Below are 21,891 nucleotides of genomic sequence, written 5' to 3' on the forward strand. Positions count from 1 at the left end.
CGGGCCTTGGTGTTGGTGCGCCGCCAGGGACTCGAACCCCGAACCCGCTGATTCGCAGCCGAGGCTGTTCACCGTTTGTCGACGGTGCGCGAAAGCGCTTATTGGTAAGGGATTCGTGGCTGATCTGGTTCGCATCTGTTCTCATCGATCCTCATCCTCTCGTGCTGATTGAGGTGCGTAAAGAGGTGCGTCGTGGGGTCCGCAGATAGGGCCTGTAGATCGTCGTCGAGAGCCCTGCGTCCCGGCGCTTTTCAGCCGGACGGTGCTTGAGCACGATCCGGGAGGTTCCCACCAACTACGCGGGCGGGAACGGATCCTGGTGATCGGCATCAAGCGTCCAGTAGCCATAGCGGGTCTCAAGCACGCCGAGAACCTCCGAGGCGCGAAGGGCGCCTGGAGCCAGCCCGTAGCCGTTCGCTGTCGCGAAGTATGACGCCGCCAGGTGGTGGCGTAGAGACTGTGCGGTGACGGCTGAAACATCGATCTGCAGGTCGGCGGGATCCTCGGGTTCCCAGCGGGCAATCCGTTCCCTCAGGGCGGGATCGCGGCCGTCTTGTCCGCGTTCTGTCAGACGATGGTTGAAGATCTGGTTGAAGAGAGCCATCAGGATGTGCCAGTCTTTCCAGCCTTCGGCCCGTAGCTCTGCGGCTATTTCGCGCATCTGGCCCTGTTCAAGCAACCTCGGCAGCGTGACTTCCAGACTGCGCATCAACAACGGATACCTGCCGGCAGTTCGCTCTTCTGGCGACTCGCCTGTGAGTACCGGCCCGCGTGTAATCCGCGGCGACAGGTACTTCGATGTGAGCACCTCACCGAATCCGGCGGGTGCGAAAGGCGTGGTCGACTGCCGTTTAGCCTGGGCAAAGCTCTCGCTTGGTAGGACCGCGTAGGCCCTGTCGTACCTGATGTGAGGCATCACAGCCCGCGCTAGAGCACCACCGGCTCCGATGCGCGACAGGACATCTCCGATCGAGTCATGGGGTAGGAGCGACGCAGATAGATAGAGAGCACTAGCAACACTTGTTACCTCGGCAAATGCTGCCTCGAATTCGACAGAATGTGGTCCCAGGTCGCGAGTCAGCGTCGCCTTCCATAGGACAGCACCATCGTCGGCGCGCCCAAGGTCCTTGAGGTGCCGACTAAGTCCTTGTGGAGGCACAGGCACAGGACGCCTGGTTCGGACGTCAATGTCCAACGTCACCGCTGCGAGTACGAGGTCTTCCTCGCCGAGTACGGCGGCGATGATCTGGATCACGGCTGCGAGCCGCTCGGCTGCTCTCACGTCGTCATACGTATTTTTGCTGCGTATGCGCCACCGAACCTCGCGGGTGGTGAACGTGATCAGCCGATGACGGCCGCCATCGGCGAACGGCGGTTGACCTAGCTCCGACACGATCTGTTCAGTCAATCCACCACGAGGCGCTGTCCTTGTCAGCTGGCCGAAAGCCGGCCGTGTTTCATTAGCTTGGTCGTCTGGTAACCGCTCGTGGAGCCACTGCGCTAGCTCGATGGCCCCAGCCTCCTCGATGACCGCGGCGACCATGCCCAGAGACCGAGCGACCTCGATCGTGTCGTCCCATAGAAGGGGCTCGTCGGCACCGACTCGAAGGTCAGTGTGCGCCTGGGCCGCCAACGGAAGGATCGCGATGAACGAGAACCAATTGCCGGCAAGGAAATCGCACTGGGCGGCGAGCAACAGGCTGTCCACGACGAGTGTCTCCGGCTCGTCTCGCTCCATCGCGGCAATCGCGCCCGCCGCGAGTGCGTAGTACTTGGCTGCGTAGAGCAGGCCGAGCTGTCGATAGACCGCAGCGGCGTCCAGCATGGCCTGCGCGCCCGCCCGCTGGTCGCGCCCCGAGAGCATCGCCGATCGTGCCGCGTGCAGCTCCGCGAGTGCAGCGAACGGCCTACCTGTCGCCAGAAGACTCGATGAACGTGTCCGCGCGAGTTCTGCGACCGCGAGATTTCCGGCCGCTGAGGCAACCATTGAATCCAGTTGAGTCCGCAACGTAGGCCAACGCGGATCGTCCTCGACGCTCGCGGCGTGAAGCGCCACAGTCATCGCGAAAGACTCGACAGGAAACCGCGGTGCGTGATCCGCGAGTCGCACCGCCTCCGACCAGGCATCCATTGCGCTGCGGGCGTCGCGGACAGGTGGGACGAACTGCCGCTCTGCGATCCGGCTTGCCAGTAACTCGTCCCACTCGTCCGAAGACATCGGAGGTGGCGGGAGGAATTGGCCGCGGCGGAACTCAGTACGCACAAGTTCACGTAGGTCGATGCGGAGGCGCACTCGGCCGAGAAGCGCATACAGCTGGCAGGCATGGTTGGGATCTGAAGCTGCCAGTGCCAATGCGGCGATCTGTCCCTCCAAGCCGTCGCCGAACTCCTCCAGCTCACCAGTAGTCAGGCCAGTCGCCGCGTACATCCACGCACCTCGGGCGTAGGTTGCGAGGAGCTCCGCCGAATCCAGCTCTTCGGCCGACTCGGAGCCCAGTGCATCGGCCAACGTGAGCCGTACCAGCTCGTCTGCAGGTCGCATGTCGCCTAGTCCGCGATACGTCGCTACGGCGATTTCGTACCGAGCACGCCGGCGAATGATCTGATCCTGGCTGTCCAGCAGCGGGGTCAGCCGAGCCAACCATGTCGGAACATCACCGCGAACGTTCGCGGTGAACGTAGCGAAGCGCAGGCAGCCTGTCAGTTCCATCAGATCGCCTGCGGTCGCGGCTTGAGTCGTACGGGAAAGCCATCTCGCGTGACTGTCCTCGTACCACTCGGGGCCCGCATTCGGCGGTGCAAGGTACGCAGGGATGTCGAGGAACTCCACTGCGATCCAGAAGGTGTCCCGGTCACAGAGCAGGCCGGTCAATGTCTGGCCGTCCAGGATCTCCAGCCGAACATGGTGCGCGTCGTTGGCTTCCTGGATGAGCTGATGCCGAGTTGCAGTGGGAATGTCCTGCTCGGCGAAGTAGACGACTGCGTCGACGGTGGATCCGATGGAAACCGCTCGGGCGATGTCCCGTCTGATCTTTCCTGCCAGATCCGTGCGGCCGAGAGTACAGCAGAAGACGATGGTGTCGCTGCCGTCGATCCCCAGACGAGACGCGAGATCGCGACCGCGTCCCGGCATGTACCCGATGAAGGTCTCGAAGTCCCGTCCTTGGTCCCCTCCCGAGGAAACCGGTCCTGTGCCTGCCACGATGTTCGGGGTGATTCGTTGCCTGGCCAATGCAGTGCACAGGTGCTCGAAGCGGTGGTGCTCGTTGCGACCGAGAAGCTGTGACAACGCAAATCGGACAAGCACATGCAGCTGCCCGCGCTCAACCGCAGGTTCCTCAGCAGCCAAAAGTCACCCCCTGTGAGGGAATGCACGATACCTCGTCAGACCGGAGGAGACTCAAGCCCGTGAAGAGGCAGGCTTGCAGTCGGGATCCCCGCCGGAGATTGTGCGCCCGGTTGAGGAGGTTGTCCGCGGTGACCTCGGTTTCCCTGCGGCTCGCGCCTTCGAGCCTGACCTCGAAAGCTCGTGCATCATCGATCGCGTCAGCAAGTTCCCTGGGTACGACGCTGCTCAGCCGGTGCCTAACCTCGTCACTTTCACTGCTCAGCATCACTTCGAGGTCATCGTCCAGGCAAGCGACAGTGTCGGTGTTTTGCAGCGGCGCACTGGTGTCGGCGAACTCCAGGTCAGCGATGCGTTCGCGTTGAGGTCCTGAGCGATGCTGCGGAATGTCGGCGACTAATTCGGCTGAGTCGGTGGGGAGTCGGATCCGCAGGCCTACGTCGCCATCCAAAGGCACGGGACGGTCCGGAAGTGTGGGTCAGTCGAAGGCTCTCCGACTTACCACCGGCGCCGCCCACGATATCTGCGTACCCATCGGGGTAGCGCGGTCTCGCCGAGTTTCGCTCAGATCCACGCGTCAGCTGTCGCACTGGCACGTGGCAGCTCATCGTTCTTGTACGCGTCAGCCGCTGAAGGTTCGAGGACACCCAAGACCACGAGGTGCTGGAGGACTCGTATTGCGACCTCTTCGGGAGCGAGCAGCGGATCGACTACGAGGTCGAATGTCGGGTCGAGACGTTCGAGTTCGGCTTCCCTGATGCGAACAACGGTCCACCCGGCCTGTCGGATCCGGTCAGCCTTCGCGGTGTCTCGAGCAACGCTCGTCGCCGTTCTGTGCCAAAGACCCCATCAAACTCAAGGATCAGGCGCAGCCCTGTGCGAGCGTCCTCGGCGACCATGTCAACGTTGGCAATCCGGCCTGCGGCATCCCGGGCTGTTCGCCTCTCGTCATCGATCGGCAAGACCGTCGCTAGTTCTGCCTTCTGCCGGAGTTCTTGTACGGAGCTGTGTGCGAGACGGCAGCTTGGACAGCCCGGTCCACGGCGAACCCAACCGCCAGTGCGTCGGCTGACTGGGGCTGGCCAAGGAGGGTGGTTGTCGTTAATGGGGCAGCGATGTCCGGCCGATGGACGGACAGGCAGTTGGTGGACGAGACCCGCTTGCCCGAACAGAATGGGCAGTTGCTGCCGGCGACCCGTTTGTCGATGCTCGCCGGCCAACGGTGGTCCTCGGCCTCAACACATCTCCACAAGACCCGCTTGCTCGAGCCGACCGAGAAATCGTCCGGAGTCAGATCCTTGCTCTCGGAGTCCCACTGATCGAGCAAGGCCTTGTCGGAGCAGTGCATCGAAAATCGGTTCCCGTCGTTCACGGGGTACCACCGCAGTCCGGGCACCCCGAGCCCATACTGACCCGGTTGTCCGGACTGGCGGGCCAGCGGTGGCCGGATCCGCACACCCGGTGCACCTTCGTATTACTCTGCTGAGCCACCTCCTGTGGCGTCAGCGGATGATTCGCGGCGCTGTCGAAGTCCGCAACCAGTGGGTGGTCCGATAGCCACCCCAATCGTCTAGCCCGAGTAGGGCATCAGATCGCTTCGGCACAGTTGCCAACATGGCACGACCCGAGTGCAGCGGCCTGGCTCCCTACCCCCTTATCGCGATCGATCACGAAGCGTTACAACGAGCTGGCGCCTGCGCCGGATGGCAGTCGAGCCCGGCTGGTCCGGCGGGACCGTGTAACGGAGCCGCAGACGCCGGCGATTAGTACTTCGTGTCCAGAATTCGCGTTCCCAGGAGGCCTGTGCACGGTCGCAACAGGCAGCCGCGTCGCACGCTCCGTCAGCAGTCGAAGTATCGCCCATTTCGACCGTGTCGGCTACTCTGTGCATCCGGCACTGGTCAGGCCTCTGATTGTGTAAGGAGCTGTGGGGATGGCAGTCGGGGACAAGGGGAAATTTGAGGCGGGGGCCTCAGCCCTCGGCTTTGCGTACCAGTTCAGGGTCGCATTAAATCGCGCCCTCGATGCGCTGCCACACGGTCTCGACTGGCAGATCGGAGTTGAGGCCGCCGACGATGTCGAGTACGTATCCGACGCCAACTCGGAGCGACTGCAACTAAAGCATCGAGCCGACGGAACCTCGTTGAGCGATGCCAGTGTGGATCTATGGAAGACTCTGCGGATCTGGTGCGTCGGGCTGTCCGACGGCTCGCTCGAGATCTCAACGACATGGCTATATCTCATGACGACGGCGACTGTTTCTGGCGATTCGGCCGCCAGTCGGCTCGGTCCCGAGAATCGCGACATCAGCGGGGCGTTGGCGATGCTCCGCAAGACAGCTGCAACCTCAACCAACAAAGAGTTACAGAAGGCGATTCAGGCGTGGAATGCGCTCACTGAGAGTGAGCAAGGAGCCTTGCTGGAACGTGTGATCATTCTGGGCACGGCGGACAGAGTCGAGGAAGTGCTCGACAAGATACGTCGAATTTGTTCGATGTGCGTGCGACGTGTGCACCTCGATGCATTTGTCGAGATGCTGGAGGGATGGTGGTTCCAGCAGTGTCTGCGTGCTCTCGCCGGACGCCGGAGCCCCTATATCTCGGGGGAAGAACTCGATGGGTATGTGAGCGATCTACGTGAGCGTTTTTTGCCGGACAATTTACCAATCGCGGCAGATATCGAGACTTCGGGAGTGCCAGACGTCAATGCATTCGCCGAGAGGATCTTCGTCGAGCAATTGAGACTGACCAGAATTGGGGCCGTGCGAATAGGCGATGCTGTCCGTGACTACCTGCGAGCATTCACGCAGCGGTCCCGATGGGTTCGCCAGGGTCTCCTGATACCAGGTGAGCTAGAGGAGTATGAACGCCGACTGATAGAGGAATGGCGATATGTCTTCAACCGACTGGCCGACGAACTCTCGGACGACGCGCTCGAAGATCAGAAGGTGGCGGTCGCGAAGCAGGTGTATGCCTGGGTCGAGGAGGCAAGCGCGCCGCCTGTTCGGGCAATGTGTACGGAGCGGTTCCTCATCAGAGGCTCGCTGCATATGTTAGCTGATGTGATTCGAGTTGGCTGGCATCCAGACTTCGAGGCTCGTCTGGTGTCCCTTCTTGAGCCGGTGACAAGTTGAGTCGCCAAAGTATGGCGGTCGCCTCATCCGAGACTGCCGCATTGCTGAATCCCGCCTTCATTGCTCTTGTGCTCCGTCGCGCTGTCGAAGGTCACCTCGAAGCGTCTGCTGCGCCGATGCCGCTTGTGCTCGCCTATCCAATTTCCGGCATCGCGCTGTACCCACGAGCCCGCGACGCGTTGACAAACGTCATCACAACCAACGTGACCAGTTGGATCTCTAGGAACCCTCGGCTGCGAGCCGAGTTGCCGCCGAGAATGGCGTCGCTGGTGCCCTTCGTCAACGAAGGTCTGCTGTTTGGCCTGAGAGCGGACATCGTCATCCTAAGTGACGCGACGCTGACGCTTGGCGGTCATGGGCCTCATAAGTCCGCGCGTGGAGATTCGGCCGAGGTGGTCGTAACGCAGCGGGCAGCCAGGTATCTCGGCCGGTGGTTTTCTCAGGCAGGTAGCCCAGCTACAGTTCTCGCGCTCCTAGGAGTTCGACCGTGACGTTTCAGATCCGTGCGATCCACTTATTCAACTATCAGGGCGAGCGTCATACGCTACCGTTCAGGCTCGATCGGCTCAATGTCATAACAGGGGCGTCTGCGAGGGGTAAGAGCTCAGTGCTCGACATCGTCTCGTATTGCCTGGGGAGCGCCGACTACCCAGTTCCGGCCGGAGTGATCCGCGATACTGTCGCATTCTATGCTCTGGAGTTAGAGACATCTGATGGCGTCTTGCTAGTGGCACGTCCTGCTCCCCAGGAAAAGCGAAGTGTCAGTACGCAGATGCATCTTTCGTTCCGCGGTGGCTCGACGGCAGGCGCTCCAGAGTTGGCTGAGTTGGCCCTCAATTCAGATGTCGACAGCGCGGTTCAGCGCCTTTCGCTGATTCTCGGCATTGGCGATAATCTAACAGACGTAGGCGGCGGGAGCCGGCGATCTTACGCCGCGACCGTCCGGCATGCGCTGTACTTTGTTTTGCAGGCGCAGGATGAAGTCGCGAGCCCGGATCTATTGTTTCACGGTCAGAATGAGGAATGGGTTCCGCAGTCGATTCGAGACGTGCTGCCCTTCTTCCTGGGTGTCGTCGACCCGTTCTTCGTTCTCAAGCAGGATCAGCTTCGAGCGAAGGAGCGGTCGCTCCGGGCCCTGCAGAAGCGCGCAGCTGACGAGCGAGCGATCAGCGAGCCGAACGACCGTGCCCGTCTGCTGGCTGTGGAGGCGGCTGCGGTCGGCCTTATGGAGCCCGCGGGTGACATGACCCAGGCCGAGCTTGTTGAGGCGCTGTTCGGTGCTTCTCGCACGGGAGTTGGGGCTGAGGGGGTAGCGCCGGTGCTCGGTGATGGCCTACTTGGCGAGCTGCTGGAACAGCGGGAGGGGGTTCGTACAGAGCACGATCACTTGCGGCGCGAGATCTCTCGACTGCGCAGCCTTGTGCGTTATGAGTCGGACTTTGCCGGTGAGGCCGGCGAGCAGCACGCTCGGCTGAGTTCACTTGGATTGCTCCGGATCGGGAACGAAGTTGGGGCCGCCGACACCTGCCCGATCTGCGACTCGATACTGCCCGACCCCGTTACGGATGTGGATCAGATTCGGCGTTCGCTAGAGCGTGTTGCGAGCGAGATTCAAGACGTTGGCGACGAGTTACCTCGACTTCAAGCCATCCTGGGGGAGAACGAGCTTCGGCTGGCCGAGCTGGCCGATCGGCTTCGGCTGAACCAGTTGGCGATCGATCAAGCTACGGCGACGCAGGAACTCTTCGCGTCCCTCCGAGATCAGTCATTGCAAAGAGCTGCGGTTCGCGGCCGGATATCGCTGTATCTGGAGAGCGTTAATCGCGAGGTGGAGTCTGCATTCCTTGACGAGCGAATCGCTGAGCTCGCAGCTGAGATCGAGGAGCTCCGGGCAGATCTGGATGCGGATGCGGCCGCGGAGCGTCTGGCGAGCGCGCTGTCTCGGATATCCCACTCGATGACAGATTTTGCAACTGACCTGAAGTTGGAGCACTCGCCGGCACCTGCTCGCCTCGACATCCGGAATCTGACTGTGGTGGTCGACACTGCTGGTGGCTCGTATCGGCTGAATCAGATCGGAAGCGGTGAGAACTGGGTTGGCTATCACATAGCAACCCTGCTGGCGCTGCATGAGCACTTTCTGGAGGAGCGGCGTCCCGTGCCCCGCTTCCTGGTTCTTGATCAGCCATCGCAGGTCTATTTTCCACCAGACGTTTCGTTTGATAGCCCTGATATCACCGATGACGATCGTGATGGAATTCGAAGAATTTACACGGAGCTGAATACATTCGTTCACGCATCCGGCGGATTCCAGATAATAGTGTTGGATCACGCCGATCTTCAGGATGACTGGTTTCAGGATTCAGTGATCCAACGATGGCGCGGTGAAGGCGAGGGGCTGGTACCGGCATCCTGGGTGAGATAGCTAGTCAGTCAAGCGTGCGGCGCTCGGCGGTGATGGCACGAACGACGGTTCCCGCAGGTTGGCTTCCGAGTTCCTGATTGTCCATTGGGCTGCTCCATGCGAGGAACAGTTTGAAGTTACCGTGGCGCTGTCGTCGCGGTTGCCGGGCGAGTACTCCTGCCCATCTGACACTCGCGCGGACCTCGGCCAGTTGCTGGTCGAACGCGACAACTCGGTCGAGGCAGAGCCTTGGTTTCGCGCCGCGGCCATGCTGAACGATGCCCAGGCAATGAGCAATCTCGGCACGTTGCTGGCCGATCGACGCGATGAAGCGGAGGCCGAACTCTGGTTTCGTGCGGCGAGTGCCTTAGGCGAGGTCAACGCGATGTTCAACCTCGGCCTATTGCTGGAACAACAGCGCAAAACCGAGGCCGAGCGGTGGTACCGCACCGCCGCCGAACTTGGCCTCCCCGACGCGATGAACAATCTCGGGCGCATCCAGGCGCAGCGCGGCCAGGAGCGAGAGGCCGAAAGGTGGTTACGCGCAGCAGTGGCCGTCAACTGCCCTCCAGCGATGAATAACCTCGGAATCCTGGTCAGCACGCAAGGTGACCTCGAGGAAGCCGGACGATTGTTTCGCGCCGCCGCGGCTAGCGGTGACGACGATGCGATGAACAATCTCGGCGCATGGCAAGCCCAGCAAGGACATACGGCGGAGGCCGAGCGGTCATTCCGGGCCGCAGCCAATCGCGGTCACGTCAGCGCGATGGTCAACCTTGGTGACCTGCTCCGACAGCGGGGTGATCGTCGCGAGGCAGAGCGCTGGTACCGCGCTGCGGGTCAAGCAGACGACACTGGTGCGATCGACAGGCTTGGCGAGATGTCGTCAGAGCACGAGTCTGAGCGACTAGCGAGCCTCGTAGAGCACGGCTGTGTGTCGGAGAAGGAATAAGACACTGCCAGACGCTCTGGACCTGGCGGTGCCGCCATGCGCCGTGACCACGTAGTGTCGGTGGACTCCGCGATGATGGATAAGCAGGTCAGTCATCGGTAAGCCGATGGCTTCGCCGAGGTTCACAGCGGCTAGCGTTTGGACGCGGGAGGGTAGCGATGACCGAGCTTACGAACCGTCGAGGCGTCAACACGGTTGAAGAGCAGGCTCTTGAGATGGACTGGTTCTTCCGAGACCAACCGATTAGTGATCAGGGCATCGACGCGCATGTGGAGAAGGCCCCAGGAGGGGCTGGGACTGGTCGTCTGCTCGCACTGCAGATCAAGTCTGGGCCGAGCTACTTCAGCGAACCGACGAAGGACGGCTGGATCTTCCGATTCGCCAAGAAGAAGGCGCGTCTCTGGCTCGAGCACGCCTTGCCTGTGCTCGTTGTCCTGGTGGACATCCAGCAGCGAGTTGCTTACTGGCAACACATCTCGGAACAGACGATTCAGTCGACCGGGAAAGGATTCAAGGTCGAAGTTCCACAGTCCAATACCGTCGCCGATGCGGATGACCTGTGGACACACATCGCGAGCGGTATCGAGCGGCGTGCGGCCGAGCGTTACGACCTTGCCATGTCCCAACTGCCCCCACAGACGAAAACAGCACTTCGAAAGCTCGCCGACGACGCCCTGATCGATGCAAGAGTCTTGGCAGTGCACCTGGCCGAGGGACGGGGAAATCCGCGCGCAACCGTGCAGTCGTTGCTCCTGACCAGGCCTGGTTGGCTGAGCCGAAACACTCCGCTGTCGTGGCAAGCACTCGGAAGCTACGCGGCAGAGCATGACCACTGCGACCTAAGCGCCGACGCCTTTGAACGAGCATCGGAGGCCGTTCCCGACCCAGGAGCATTGCTGGCTGCTGCGGCATTGAACGTCATGCCCTACGACGCAGTGCGGTCTGAGGAACTTCTCATTGCTGCTGAACGGGCAGACTCCGGCGCGTTGCTGATTGCCATCGGCCGATCCCTTCTCAACCATCCAGCCGGTGATGCAGGCGCACGCACAGTTCCCCCATCGCTTCTCGACGATACCGAGGAACTGCGAACGACAGTGGCTGTTCAAGCATTCTTGAGCGACCAGGCCCGGCGTGCGAACGAACTGGACGTGGCTCGTCGGCATGCATTGCTCGCTCTGGAGGCGGATCCCGAGAGCAGCGACGCGATGCTCCGGGTAGCGGAGATCACACTGAGGCGTGTGCAGGCGGGCCAACTGCCCGATCATCACCTCCTCGAAGCGATAGATCTGCTAAACAGGGCCCACCAGCAGCGACGCGAGTGGGCAGGGCCGACGCTCGAGACTCTTGTTCAGCTCCTGATGGCCCACTACCTTCTCGGACAATTCGATGACGTTCTTGCCCACGCTCTTCCTAGCCCTATCGGAAGCGCGACTGCCGACGAGGCTGCAGATCCTGAGGTCCGACGGTTCGCACTCGTCGCCGCGAGCTACGCCGGCCGCCGCGATCTCGTTGAAAGCTTGTCATCCCAGCTCGGTGAAAAGGTTCAGGACAATGTGACGAGGCTGCGGGTCGGAGCACTAGACCTTGGCCCTACAGAGGAACGAGCCCTTCTAGAGCAGGAGTTTGAACGGGCCGTGCACGATGATGACTACGTCGGGGTTCTGCATGCATCGATAGCGCTCGCGTCGCACGGTGTGAACATGACGGAGGCGATCAGGCCTCTCGTCGAGCGCTCGATCATTCAAGCCAGTGACATGCGTCTGATCGAGGCGTTGGCGGACATACAGGTGAACACGGATGCAGCCCTCGCTCAGCTCCGAAGCCTTGCGAGGACCGACATGGGAGCAGCTGAACACCTGATCGGGCAACTCGTAGCGGCAGAACGGTTCGTCGAGGCAGCCGAGGCGTGTCTCACGCTGTACGAATCGACCCGAAGTTCGTTCTTCGTCGTCGCACGCGCGGAGATACTGATCCAGGGCGGTGATGATCACGCCGAGGAAGCTGCCCGTGCGGCAATCGCACAGACTGGCTTTTCCTACCAGCGCAGGTCGCTTCTGACCTTCCTCGCTCAGCAGGCCTCGGATCGCGGCGATTGGGATGAGGCTGAAGAGCACCTGTCAAAGGTGCTGACTCTCTCGGCCCAGCCTCGTGACTCCGAAGTCTGGAACCTGCTTGTCTGCCTCGTCGAGCTCGGCAGACTGATGAGGGCTTCGGAGATATGGCAACAGTATCGGCCGAGTGTTCGCGACTATCATCAGGCGATTCTGTGGCTGAAGGTCAACGGCGTAGCGAGGTGGGACGAATCGCTTGCCTCCGAGGCACTGACGCTCGCGCGTCGTTTCAACGAACCAGCGCTCTCCACTGCACTTCTAAGTCGGATAATCACAACCACGATAGCCCGCGAAACGAAGGACGGTGATACGGATCCAAGTCTTGAGGCGAGGCGTCGAATCGCTCAGGGCTCAGTCCCTGCAGATCTCCACCGCCAAGCTTTCATTGCCCTCAACGGCCTGGTTGAGGAGTTCGGCAGCGCCACAGGTGTGACAGTGCTCCGCGGAGAGCCCGAGGATCTGATTGAACAGATTACCGAGCAAACGCGAACGCTTGCGACCGCGGAGCCGCTGCTGAACCTCGTCGAGGCTGCGAAGGAGTCACGCGCACCAGTCGGAATCCTGACGTCGGTGCGCAGGAGTGGCTACGCCACCTTCTTGATCCAACGACTCCTACCGCTCGTGGCTGGGGCCGCAGACGACGCCGAACATGAAGATGAAGTCGCCAACGCACGTGGTGCGATCGATGGGGTTGTAGTAATCGAAACGGCCGCCCTGCTCACTCTCACCGCTGACGGCTCTCTGTCCCACCTCGACGGTCACTTTCGTGCACTGCAGTACCCGACCCCTTCGCTGTATGACGTCCATCGTGCGGTCTTCGACATCCGAGGGCTGGCCGGTAGCCCTGGGAGCACGACATGGGACTATGACCGCGATGCGATGACGTTCAGCGAACTAGGTGACGATGAGTTCATCCGACAAATGCGACGTTCGACAAGACTTGAGCAACTCGCGGAGGGTCTGGCGATCAGGCCAGTGCGGGAACTGCCTCTTTTCGAACGTTTGGCCGACGAACCGTCTCATTCCGCTTGGCTGGCTCCAATCCAGCTAGCTCACGACCAGCAGTTGCCGTTGTGGAGTGATGACCTGGGCCTGCGACGGTTGGCGCGACATTTCGGCGTGCTGGCGTTTGGAACACCGGCCCTGGTTGACGCGTTGCGCGATCGAGGTCTCCAGTCCGCGAGGACTCCCGAAAGCTATGACTCGGTCCTCGCCATCACTGCGACAACAAACCAAGATCTGGCCGCGGATCTCGTAGTCGATGTCGTACTCCATATCGAAGACCTTATCGCGCTCGGGGACCAGACCGGCTGGCTGCCCGAGGCGGGGGCTCTCGTACTGGCCAGGCCCTCCTGGTGGGCTTGGCAACCAGCCCCCTTCGACGACCTTTTGAAGTTATACGCTCACATTAAGGAGCGCCGCCCCGAGAGGTTGAGCGACTGGCAGCATGCCGCGATGATCGGCGCAGCCAAGGCCTACCAGCAGGCTGGCCTGTCGACACGGGTCCTAGCCGCCATTGCGCTCCTGGGCTTTGAGGGCGGTCGGCATCTCGACGACCTTGTGGCCGGCTGCCTTCGGGCCCGCCACGTCGCGAAACAATTGAATCTGCCGGATCCGGTTTCACAGCTCCCTGCCGCCGCGGCGGCCCTGTCAAAGGGTGGACGGCTCGACGATCCGGCCACGATTGTAGAGAGAGTGCTGGCGCGGCTCCCAGTTCCAAGTGAGCGGAATGAATGATCTCATCTCGCTCTCGAGGTTCAGCCGGCCGCGTCCAACAGATGGCACAGAGGTTAAGGTCCACCCAACAAGAGTGACGCCTCGGATGAGAAGCCTGGACCACCGGGCGGATCAAAGGAGATCCAGGGCTGCCCATGTGGCGCGCACCTTGACCGAGAGGCGCTTCCCGTACGTGGTTCTGAACCACGACTCGACCTCGTCGCTCCACTGCCTATCGAACAACTCGCCTACGGAGTCGATAGCTTTCTCGATCTCGGGGTCGTCTGTATTCAGGTAGTAGCCACCGTTGTCCTCGTCGTACTTGAGAAGATCGTCACGAAGGGCCGCTTCGGCTTCATCCTGCTGCGTGCTGAATTGTTCCGGGCGGAACAGTTCACCCCGACCCCGCTCCTCGTAGATGGCCTCCGTCACGCCACCTGTGAATCCCTTGAGGGCGTCCTGAGCTACCTCAACGGCGGCCTCGAACTCCTCGATCTCTGTGCCCCTCGGCCGGGTTGCCGCCCTGAACAGTTCTTGGGTCTTGGCGGCCGTCATGTCAGCGAGTTGGTCCCGGAGTTCGCTGACCTCCTTCTCGAGAGCTTGTGCCTTGGCCTTGTGTCTGGCACTTTGCACTTTGGCCGCCTTGAGGTCAGCCACAGGAATGCGGGTGCCCTCTGCAAGGTTCTTGAGAAGGTTTGGGAGCTTCGCCTCGAACTGTGTGCGCTTCTTGTTCCACATGGGCGTCTTGGCAGTAAGGCCGAAAACCTGCACGATGCGATCGTGGAGTTCGGACAGACCCTTCTCTTGGTCGACCTTGGCTGCCTGGACTTTGCCGAGCAACTTCTCCACTCGGGCGAAGTCGACAGGAGGAACGATCAGCGGGAAAGCGCTCTGCCCCAGTCCCCACATCGCGCCAACCTCGATCAGGCAGACTTCGCTGTCGAAGAAGGCGGGTGTGAAGAGGGGGAGAACTAGACCAGCGTCCGAGATTTGGATGCGAAGGAACTCGAGATAGTCCTTTGTGCCCGCTGGGATAGTCATGCCTTCGAGTGATGTGCAGAGAATCCGCTCAGAGGGCAGGTCAGTGCCAAGGCGCAGAAGATCTGCCAGAGCGTCGGCGAGATCTGCATCTGCCGATGCGTGGGAGATGAAAAGACGGCTAGTCGAACTGGGCTTCGGACCGTTCGGGTGGGACACGCGATTCTCATTTCCTCTAGGTGCTAGCTCGTCCAGGCCGTACGCGGCGAGTCCAGCGCACACGACCTCATCCTGGCGCCCTTCCCGCTCGGCTTGTAGTAGAGCGGCGTTGACGTGCTTCTGGATCCCGTAGTTCTTGCCTACTGAGCTGTATGCAGCACCCAAACCCTGAGCAATGAAGAAAGTCTCAGACCTAGGTCCGCCGCCAGCTCTCATGGCCTCGACGAGGACCTCTATGGTTCTGCTCTGCACCTCTGAAGTATAGAGAGTCACGGTGGATCAGTCGCTGATTAGCGAGTGGAGCGGGAGGATCGTCATGCTCGGCGAGTACAGCCGGTGGCTCGCGCAACATGACTCAGCCGGACAGGCAATCTACGGCGTCGCGCTGATGTCGGCCGAGGTTCCGGTAGACGACCGCTTTTATCTCAGTGCTGACGTCGGTTGCTCTTGAATGAGCTCGACACGACTGATTGCACCGACTTTGCGTCGTAGCCTCTGGGCGTTGAGAGACCTGGGCCGATCCCGCTTATGTCGCGGATTTGGCGTTCGGAGCGCTTCTTCCGGGCTCGGGGAGTGACCCCCGTGGGCTTCGGTGACCTCTCGAGGGGCCGGACGAGTTCTCGCGCTTTCTCGACCGCTCGCTGAGGATCTGCATGGCCGGTGGCAACACAGAGAGCTCTTACCAACGCCGCTCGGCGGCGCGTGTCCGCAATCGGCAGGATCGTTGTCCGTGACCGGGAGATCTGGTCGTACTCCCGAAGCGCAGTATCGGTCTCGCTGCCGGGGCCGCCAGCCTCGCGAGTCGGGGTTCTGTACGGCACAGTCGCCGTGTCGCGTGTGGACGGGGTCCGAGTACGGCGATGTACTTGGCTGGAGCGGCGAGTGCCGCGGCCAGGTACTCGCCGTCGCGCAGGAAGTTGTGGGTCATCACCAGGACGTAGCTGGAGGCGTCGACGTTCGGTAGCGTGCGGGTCAGGCTGGTGCCGGCGACCCGATGCGGATCGTCCGATCGGTCAGTCAGAGCGGTGAAGTCCCGAGAGTTCTGAGCGACGAGCCATTCGGAATACTGCTGATGCAGTCGTCGCTGCTGAAGCGTTCGCATTCGCTGGACAGCTATCGTGACTCCGACCGCAATGAAGTCGTCTGACTAGGCTGCTGGGCGCAACCGGTGGGCCTGGGCGTGTCGCTGCCATTTCTCGGTGAGGTTCTAGGGTCGGAGGATGGTGGGACCACGGATGCCGTCGGGAGCGGCAAGACGACGTGCCAGCCGCCTCGATCAACAGCAGCAACCCCACCGCGTCCTGCAGCACCGAGTTGCAGGAGTCCGAGGTGGAGAGCGCCCGGATGGTGCCTTGGCGGTGGTCAGGGGTCAGATGCTGCTGCAGGCCTTGGACTTCTGGCTGCGGAACCCGGACTCGATCCTCGTCCGTACGATGCGGTCAGGCCCGGGGCACGATCTGCCATCGTACCGTCAGGGGTCGGTCGCATAGTCCTGGTCGTTGCCATGAGCAAGATCATCGCAGGGGACGAGAAGGCAGCCCGCCTGGCGCAGGTAGGGACCGGCGCCGCGGTCGCCGACGGCGGCGGCCACCGCCGGGGCGAAATGTGACCGCCCGATCAGTACTGGATGCCCGGCCTGCGCACCGTAGGAGGCCCGAGCTAGCGCGTCCGGGCCAATTCCAGTTGCGAGCACTCGCCGTACGACGTCCGCTCCCACGTCGGGCAGGTCCACCAGGTGCACGAGGGCGGCCTCGGCCCTGGTCGATCGGGCCCAGGTAAGGCCACGGCGGACCGACGCCCCCATTCCTGTCGACCACTCAGGCGAGGGCACAATGGTCACGTCGTGATTCGCCAACAGCAAAGCTGCCTCGTCGCTGGCGGCCCCGAGGACCACCGCCACCTCTGCGCAACCACCATTACGTAGTACGTCGACCGACCGCACGACCCAGGCGACGCCTGATGCGTCCGTCACCAGCGCCTTCGGCCGCCCCATCCGCCTCCCGCCGCCGGCCGCGAGCAGGACTCCTACGACAGCGGGCTTCATGGCAGCCGTTCCCGCGCCTCGTGCGGCCACTGGCGATCGACCACGGCGTTCAGTGCCGCGCCGACCAGTACTGCGATCACCGACATGTAGAGCCAGAGCACGACCGCGATCGTCCGGACCGGCACCGACAGGTGGTACAGGGTGTTCAGGAAGCCGGCCGACAAGATGGTGACGACGGGGCAGTAGAGCTGATTCAGGAAGTCGACCCGGTGCGGCAGCAGTGCGTCGACCGTGTCAGGGCCGGCCAGGACCAGCGGGAGGTCGATCACGCCGATCACCAGCGCGCGCCGCAGTACAGGCTGAAGGACAGTGCCCGGGTGCGGATGATGCCGCGCCGGCCGCCTATCCCGTACATGATCGTGATGGTGTCGACGAAGACGTTCAGCGCGCGGCTGCCGGACCACGGCGCCAGCACGAAACCGACCGAGATCACGTCCGGCCGGCCGCCGTTCAGCACCTGGTTCAGGGTCGGCACGATGACGGTCCTGACCGAGTCGTCGGTCAGCGCCCGAGCGGTGATATCGGCGATCTGGAGCTTGATGTCCTCGATCGTCTCGACCTCGAAGTGCCGGTTCGCGACGAAGCCGACGCTGCCGGCCAGCGCGAAGATCAGCGGCGGCAGCGAGCCGATGGCGAAGAACGCCCTCTCGGCCGCGAGACTGGTGCCCCGGTAGAGCGCACACACCCCAGTCGTGCGAGTGATCAGCTTCCAGATCGTCGAGGGGAGCGTGCGGACCCAGGTCAAGGACAGCGGGCTCCGAGAATCTGATCCTCTCCTTGAACGCGTCACGCCGCAGTACTGACAAAGAAAGTCCGACGGCTTTCGAGTACCGCGACCGTGTCTCAGCCACGCAGGGTGGCCGAGGGGAGTTCGCCGAAGCGCTGGCGGTACTGCACGGAGAACCGGCCGAGATGAAGGAAGCCCCACTGCAGAGCGAGGTCGGTGACGGTGGTGTGAGCCGGGTCGGCCAGTTTCAGCGCGGTGTGGACGCGGCGAAGGCGGATCTCGCGCAGGTGGTTCATCGGTGTCGTGTCGAAGTGTCGGCGAAACCCCTCCTGGAGAGCTCGGACACTGACGCCGACTGCCTCGGCGATGTCTTCGACGGTCAGTGGCTCGGCTGCGTGTGCTTCGATGAGTTCCGTCGCGCGCTTGATCATCTTGGGCGCGGCGCTCATCGGCTCGCGGTGCAAGGCAGCGCTGTAGTTACTGGGCTGTGCCAGCAGCAGCCGGCTGAACACCAGACGCTCCAGCTCCCGCATCGCGAGCGGTTGTTCCAACGGCCCGGTCTCGGCATCGACCTCGCGGCACAGCAGGTCGACGACATTGCGCCACGAGCGGATGGTCTGCGCTGTCATGTCCACGCCGAGGTCGAACATGAGCGGTTCGGTGAGCGGCTTGCCGAGCATCTTGCTCAGGTGACGCTCGAGCCCACCGCGGTCGGCCCGGACGATCAACTGCCTGTTACCCGCACCCCACCGTACGACGAATTTCCGATCTGGTGCCGGGATGGCACCGGCCGATGGGTGAACGAGCACCGTCTCGTTGCCGGACGTGACCTCGGCGGCTCCGGCCAGCGGCAACAGGACGAGGAAGAAGTCCCGTAGTTCACCGGGGGCCACGCGGACCTCCGCACCGTAGTCGAGATAGTGCAACCCGAGCCCACCCAGTCGCACGGAGTGGAATCGCGTGTGCAGAGAGCTGTGGCGAGTCAGGGGCAACAACTGGTGCGCACAGAAGTCTCGTGCCACCAGTTCGCGGGCCTCGTCGACGTCCCGGGTGTCCAGGCGCTCATACCGGGCCAGCGGAAGCGCTTCCGCGGCCGGCGGCTGATCTTCACCATGTTCGGACATGGTCACCTCGTGTGTGATGCAGGTCATTGGAACCGTTGGTTCGACCATAGGCCACTGCTGCCTCGGGGCACGACGTCCGAAACAGCGCGATTGCGTGAAACGTACAACAGCCGCGCCAGACGGATACCTGGCGCGCGGAGCCCGGCTCTACCGTCGGCAACTCAATCGAGCAGCGGTGGTCCGGTGACCACCGCATTCGTGAGGAGATTCGCAATGAGACGCATCGCGATCGTCGGAGCCGGGCAAGCAGGGCTGCTCGCCGCGCACGATCTCCTACGCCAAGGCTACGAAGTCACCTTGTTCTCCGACAAGACACCCGAGGATTTCCTGGAGCGCGCCCGGCCGACGGGCACGGCCGCCCGCTTCGACGTCGCGTTGTCCTATGAGCGTGATCTCGGGCTCGACTACTGGCGCGACAAAGCCCCACACATCGATGGGATTCACCTGCACTTCTCCACCGCGAAGAATCCACACAATGCGCTGCTGACGCTGCTGGGGCGCCTGTCGAGACCCGCAATGGCCATCGACCTGCGGTTGCAGAGCGCAACATGGATGCGCGCGTTCGCCGAGCGAGGCGGCAAGACCGAGATCGGCAACGTCGATCTCGGGCAGTTGGACGAGATCGCCGCGGACAATGATCTCGTGGTGGTGGCCGCCGGCCGAGGCGAGATTCACCGGCTGTTTCCGCGCGATCAAGGGCGTAGTACCTGGGTACGCCCGCAGCGGAACCTGACGATGGTCAACGTGACGGGCGTCGGGATGCAGATGCCGTACGCACCGCACCTGACGCCAGTGAAGTTCAACTTCTTCGCCCGGTACGGAGAGATGTTCTGGGTGCCGTGGTACTCCAAGGACGGAGCGCCGTCGTGGAGCCTGGTGTTCGAGGCACGACCTGGCGGTCCGATGGACGTCTTCCAGGGGTCGGGCTCGGCCGACGAGGCACTCGAGCGCGGCAAGTCGGTGATCAACCGCTTCGCTCCCTGGGATGCCGAGTGGGTCCGCGACGCCGTGCCCTGCGATGCGAACTCATGGCTGGTCGGCTCGTTCACCCCGGAGGTTCGCCAGGTCGTGGGAACGCTGCCGTCCGGCCGGCACGTCATGGCGCTCGGCGACACCGCGCATTCGCTCGACCCGATCAGTGGGCAGGGCGCGAACAACGGCAACAAGATGGCGCGGAATCTTGTCGCCAGCATTGTCGAACGCCAGGACCGGGCACTCGACGCGGCATGGATGCGCGACACCGCCGAAGATTTCTGGGAACGCAACCGATGGACCGAGGAGTTCAACAACACTCTCATCCGGCCGCTCACCAAGCCCGGCCAGAGCTTGCTGCTGGCCCAGTACGGCAGTACCGGGTCAGTGGGTGACACCTCGCCGCAGCAGATCCTGGCCAACCGGTTCTGCGACAACTTCAACGACCCTGCCGATCTGACGCCGGCCTTTCACCAGGACGAGATCAGCAGGCGGGTCATCGCGCAGCACTTCGGTGAGGCCGACAAGCCCGTCCGGCAGGGAAAGACGCGCATCGTCCGCGCACAGCTGCGTCAGGCCTTCGGCCGTCCCGCCAACCACCCCGGCACGAGTCCCCTGAAGGGAAGCGCATGAAACTCGACGGCAGAACTGCCATCATCACGGGAGCAGGCAGCGGCATCGGCCTGGCCACCGCGCTACGGCTCGCGGAGGAAGGCGCGCAGCTCGTCGTCAACGACCTGCACGCGGAGTACCTCGACAAGCTCATCGCCCAACTGCCGGGCAGCCGACACATCGCGGTGCCGGGGGACATCTCGCTCGAGAGCACCGCCGAAGCTCTCGCCGGCGCCGCCCTCGACCGCTTCGGGCGGATCGACATCCTGGTCAACAACGTCGGTCAGCTGTTCTTCAAGGACATCACCGAGACCAGCGTCGAGGAGTGGGACAAGCTCGTCGCGGTGAACCTCCGCGGCCAGTTCCTCACCTGCAAGCACGTGATCCCGGCGATGCAACGACAGGCCAGCGGCGCGATCGTCAACCTGTCGTCGATCGCCGCCTTCATCGGGCAGGAGATGGGCGGGCAGTCCAGCTTCGCGTACAACGTCACCAAGGCGGGCACCCGTCAGCTGGCCACCTCACTGGCCACGCGATACGCCGCCGATGGCATCCGGGTGAACAGCGTCTGTCCCGGACCGACCCGCACCATGCAGGTTCGCCACTTCCTGCCGCACTTGTCGACGCAGGACGAGGCTCAGATCTGGGACGCGGCGGGGACCGAGGGCACCCCGATCGGCCGAGTCGGCCGGCCAGAGGAAATCGCGGCCGTGATCGCGTTCCTGGTGTCCGACGACGCCTCCTATGTCACCGGCGCCAGCTGGCTCGTCGACGGCGGCTACACAGCCAGATAGCGGACTACCGTCCATTCGCTGTGCCGTCCCAGTACGGACAGCGGATGGTCACGCGCGGCCCCGGACTGCTCCGACGCAAACCGCACAGTCGCTTCGCCGAACGGATAGCTGGAGGCGGACGTCGCCCGTAGCGTCCCGCATCAATCGAACACAGGAGTGATGCACCTCTCCAGGCGAACTCGTCGTCCCCCGTGGCGCACCGGCGTTCGAACTCCTGATCCGACCTTCGGAGGAACCATGACCACAACTCTTGACGGAGCAGCCATGACCCGCGACTTCGGTTCCCGCGAGCTGCGGAGCGCGCTGGGCCGGTACACCACCGGCGTCACTGTGATCACCGCGCAGACCCCGGACGGGCGCCGGATCGGGGTCACCGCGAACTCGTTCACCTCGGTCTCCCTGGAGCCGCCCCTGGTGGCGTGGTGTCCGGCGAAACGAGCGCCGAGCCTGCCCGATCTGGAGAGAGCCACGCACTTCGCAGTGAACGTACTCGCTGCTGGACAGCATGACCTTTCGAAGCAGTTCGCCACGCCGGCAGCGGACAAGTTCGCCGGCGTGCCGACCACCGAAGGCCTCGGCGGCGCACCGTTGATCGGCGGCGCCCTCGCCCGGTTCGAATGCCGGACCGTGCGGTGGGTGGATGCCGGCGATCACGTCATCTGTATCGGCGAGGTCGAGCGTTTCGACACCGCCGACGGCGAACCGTTGGTGTTCCACGCAGGCATGTATCACGTGGCCGCACCGCACCCAGAGTTCTGA

General features: G+C 62.8%; 18 protein-coding genes. 9 read left to right on the forward strand and 9 right to left on the reverse strand.

Annotation, left to right across the window (positions count from 1 at the left end):
• Window positions 1–295: 295 nt before the first annotated feature.
• From ACIA12_RS00785 to ACIA12_RS00795, 3 genes are all read right to left on the reverse strand, one after another.
• Window positions 296–3,349, reverse strand: coding sequence for a hypothetical protein (locus tag ACIA12_RS00785; protein ID WP_396364674.1), 3,054 nt, complete (start codon window positions 3,347–3,349; stop codon window positions 296–298).
• A 967-nt stretch (window positions 3,350–4,316) separates the two neighbouring features.
• On the reverse strand, window positions 4,317–4,694 hold the full coding sequence (locus ACIA12_RS00790) for a zinc-ribbon domain-containing protein (protein ID WP_396366010.1): 378 nt from the start codon (window positions 4,692–4,694) through the stop codon (window positions 4,317–4,319).
• A gap of 20 nt (window positions 4,695–4,714) precedes the next feature.
• On the reverse strand, window positions 4,715–4,912 hold the full coding sequence (locus ACIA12_RS00795) for a zinc-ribbon domain-containing protein (RefSeq protein ID WP_396364675.1): 198 nt from the start codon (window positions 4,910–4,912) through the stop codon (window positions 4,715–4,717).
• Window positions 4,913–5,279: 367 nt separating this feature from the next.
• Between ACIA12_RS00795 and ACIA12_RS00800 the strand changes: the two genes are divergently transcribed.
• From ACIA12_RS00800 to ACIA12_RS00820, 5 genes are all read left to right on the forward strand, one after another.
• The gene (locus ACIA12_RS00800) at window positions 5,280–6,479 is read left to right on the forward strand and encodes an ABC-three component system protein (RefSeq protein WP_396364676.1); all 1,200 of its coding nucleotides are present in this window, start codon (window positions 5,280–5,282) and stop codon (window positions 6,477–6,479) included.
• A gap of 11 nt (window positions 6,480–6,490) precedes the next feature.
• A complete protein-coding gene (locus ACIA12_RS00805; protein WP_396364677.1) occupies window positions 6,491–6,970 on the forward strand; it encodes a three component ABC system middle component in 480 nt (159 codons plus the stop codon).
• Complete coding sequence (locus ACIA12_RS00810) at window positions 6,967–8,904, forward strand: DUF3732 domain-containing protein (RefSeq protein ID WP_396364678.1); 1,938 nt, start codon at window positions 6,967–6,969, stop codon at window positions 8,902–8,904. The genes ACIA12_RS00805 and ACIA12_RS00810 overlap by 4 nt, the downstream gene beginning before the upstream one ends.
• A gap of 58 nt (window positions 8,905–8,962) precedes the next feature.
• Complete coding sequence (locus ACIA12_RS00815) at window positions 8,963–9,835, forward strand: tetratricopeptide repeat protein (RefSeq protein WP_396364679.1); 873 nt, start codon at window positions 8,963–8,965, stop codon at window positions 9,833–9,835.
• Between the two features lie 158 nt (window positions 9,836–9,993).
• On the forward strand, window positions 9,994–13,683 hold the full coding sequence (locus ACIA12_RS00820) for a DUF4365 domain-containing protein (protein WP_396364680.1): 3,690 nt from the start codon (window positions 9,994–9,996) through the stop codon (window positions 13,681–13,683).
• A 111-nt stretch (window positions 13,684–13,794) separates the two neighbouring features.
• Here the strand turns inward: ACIA12_RS00820 and ACIA12_RS00825 are convergent, their stop codons facing one another.
• Window positions 13,795–15,111 carry a hypothetical protein gene (locus ACIA12_RS00825; protein ID WP_396364681.1) on the reverse strand — a complete coding sequence of 439 codons (1,317 nt, stop codon included), beginning with the start codon at window positions 15,109–15,111 and terminating at the stop codon, window positions 13,795–13,797.
• A 22-nt stretch (window positions 15,112–15,133) separates the two neighbouring features.
• On the opposite strand from ACIA12_RS00825, the gene ACIA12_RS00830 reads away from it, so the two are divergent.
• On the forward strand, window positions 15,134–15,310 hold the full coding sequence (locus tag ACIA12_RS00830) for a hypothetical protein (RefSeq protein WP_396364682.1): 177 nt from the start codon (window positions 15,134–15,136) through the stop codon (window positions 15,308–15,310).
• 228 nt (window positions 15,311–15,538) lie between these two features.
• Here the strand turns inward: ACIA12_RS00830 and ACIA12_RS00835 are convergent, their stop codons facing one another.
• From ACIA12_RS00835 to ACIA12_RS00855, 5 genes are all read right to left on the reverse strand, one after another.
• Complete coding sequence (locus ACIA12_RS00835) at window positions 15,539–15,961, reverse strand: XdhC family protein (protein ID WP_396364683.1); 423 nt, start codon at window positions 15,959–15,961, stop codon at window positions 15,539–15,541.
• 369 nt (window positions 15,962–16,330) lie between these two features.
• Window positions 16,331–16,903, reverse strand: coding sequence for an NTP transferase domain-containing protein (locus ACIA12_RS00840; RefSeq protein WP_396364684.1), 573 nt, complete (start codon window positions 16,901–16,903; stop codon window positions 16,331–16,333).
• The gene (locus ACIA12_RS00845) at window positions 16,900–17,172 is read right to left on the reverse strand and encodes a hypothetical protein (protein WP_396364685.1); all 273 of its coding nucleotides are present in this window, start codon (window positions 17,170–17,172) and stop codon (window positions 16,900–16,902) included. The genes ACIA12_RS00840 and ACIA12_RS00845 overlap by 4 nt, the downstream gene beginning before the upstream one ends.
• 5 nt (window positions 17,173–17,177) lie before the next feature.
• Window positions 17,178–17,648, reverse strand: a complete 471-nt coding sequence (locus ACIA12_RS00850) for a YhjD/YihY/BrkB family envelope integrity protein (RefSeq protein ID WP_396364686.1) — start codon at window positions 17,646–17,648, stop codon at window positions 17,178–17,180.
• Window positions 17,649–17,746: 98 nt separating this feature from the next.
• Window positions 17,747–18,754, reverse strand: a complete 1,008-nt coding sequence (locus ACIA12_RS00855) for an AraC family transcriptional regulator (protein WP_396364687.1) — start codon at window positions 18,752–18,754, stop codon at window positions 17,747–17,749.
• Window positions 18,755–18,967: 213 nt separating this feature from the next.
• Here ACIA12_RS00855 and ACIA12_RS00860 point away from each other — a divergent pair, with 213 nt between their 5' ends.
• The 3 genes from ACIA12_RS00860 to ACIA12_RS00870 all read left to right on the forward strand — a co-directional run bounded on the left by ACIA12_RS00860 (window position 18,968) and on the right by ACIA12_RS00870 (window position 21,891).
• On the forward strand, window positions 18,968–20,359 hold the full coding sequence (locus tag ACIA12_RS00860; RefSeq protein ID WP_396364688.1) for a styrene monooxygenase/indole monooxygenase family protein: 1,392 nt from the start codon (window positions 18,968–18,970) through the stop codon (window positions 20,357–20,359).
• Entirely contained in the window at window positions 20,356–21,132 is a 777-nt protein-coding gene (locus ACIA12_RS00865; protein WP_396364689.1) for an SDR family NAD(P)-dependent oxidoreductase, read from the forward strand. Before ACIA12_RS00860 ends, ACIA12_RS00865 begins: the two co-directional genes overlap by 4 nt.
• Before the next feature lie 237 nt (window positions 21,133–21,369).
• Entirely contained in the window at window positions 21,370–21,891 is a 522-nt protein-coding gene (locus ACIA12_RS00870) for a flavin reductase family protein (protein ID WP_396364690.1), read from the forward strand.

It is taken from the genome of Kribbella sp. NPDC051620 (assembly GCF_044453825.1).
Taxonomy (GTDB): domain Bacteria; phylum Actinomycetota; class Actinomycetes; order Propionibacteriales; family Kribbellaceae; genus Kribbella.